Source organism: Aeromonas sp. HMWF014 (genome assembly GCF_963878295.1).
In the GTDB taxonomy this organism is placed as follows: Bacteria; Pseudomonadota; Gammaproteobacteria; order Enterobacterales; family Aeromonadaceae; genus Aeromonas; species Aeromonas popoffii.
On sequence record NZ_CAWNYS010000045.1, the window covers coordinates 1 to 619 of the forward strand.

A 619-nucleotide genomic window follows, 5' to 3' on the forward strand; every position below is an offset into this window, starting at 1 on the left:
CGTCAGGGTGACCCGCTGGCGCCGCACGACAAGCCGAATAACCCGCCCCACCCGCGCAGCATTGCCGGTGGTGTGGGGTCTGTGTTGGTTAATGGCAAGCCTATCTGGCAGAGACCGCCATGTTGCGGTTCAAGCAGTTGATGAAGGGCAAAATCAGTCTGCGAACATACAACTGTCAGGTAGGGGAAGTGATGGCGTATGTTGGTGCAATAAACAAACTGAACACCCTTGGTCTGTCCATAAGAAAGTCCCGAGTTTAGCAGTCACCTGGGGCTGGGGAAGTCATGACTTTCTGGCTGATTTGGGCAACAACGCCGTACTCAGCATATATTGGTCGCCGCTGTGTGCATGGACCCAATGTATATTCCAACGTATCCCCCTGTCTGCCCCATGGCGATGGGGGTTATTTTTATGGGCGATTCAATGGTGGCGAGGGATCAGCCCTATCAAGTGTTGCAGGCTCTTCTGACGGGGATGGCGGCGGGTGGCGAGGCTGATGCGGGTGGTGAGCGGTTCCTCGGCGATGGGGTGATAGCTGACGCCGTGAGGATGCAGTTCGCTCACCGAACGGGGGATGATGGCGACCCCGAAACCGGCCTGCACCATGCCGACGGTGGAG

The 619-nt window shown here is 57.5% G+C and carries 1 protein-coding gene and 2 pseudogenes; 2 read left to right on the plus strand and 1 reads right to left on the minus strand.

Going from position 1 to position 619, the window contains the following annotated elements; all coding sequences use genetic code 11:
• Both AAC083_RS22760 and AAC083_RS01510 read left to right on the plus strand, forming a co-directional pair.
• Positions 1 to 105 (plus strand): annotated as a pseudogene (locus tag AAC083_RS22760) (type VI secretion system PAAR protein); the annotation flags it as partial.
• Positions 105 to 260: pseudogene (locus tag AAC083_RS01510) on the plus strand (IS5/IS1182 family transposase); the annotation flags it as partial. The pseudogenes AAC083_RS22760 and AAC083_RS01510, both read left to right, overlap by 1 nt.
• A gap of 160 nt (positions 261 to 420) precedes the next feature.
• Here AAC083_RS01510 and AAC083_RS22765 read toward each other — a convergent pair.
• On the minus strand, positions 421 to 619 hold a 199-nt coding region (locus tag AAC083_RS22765), incomplete at its 5' end, for a LysR substrate-binding domain-containing protein (protein ID WP_258224854.1).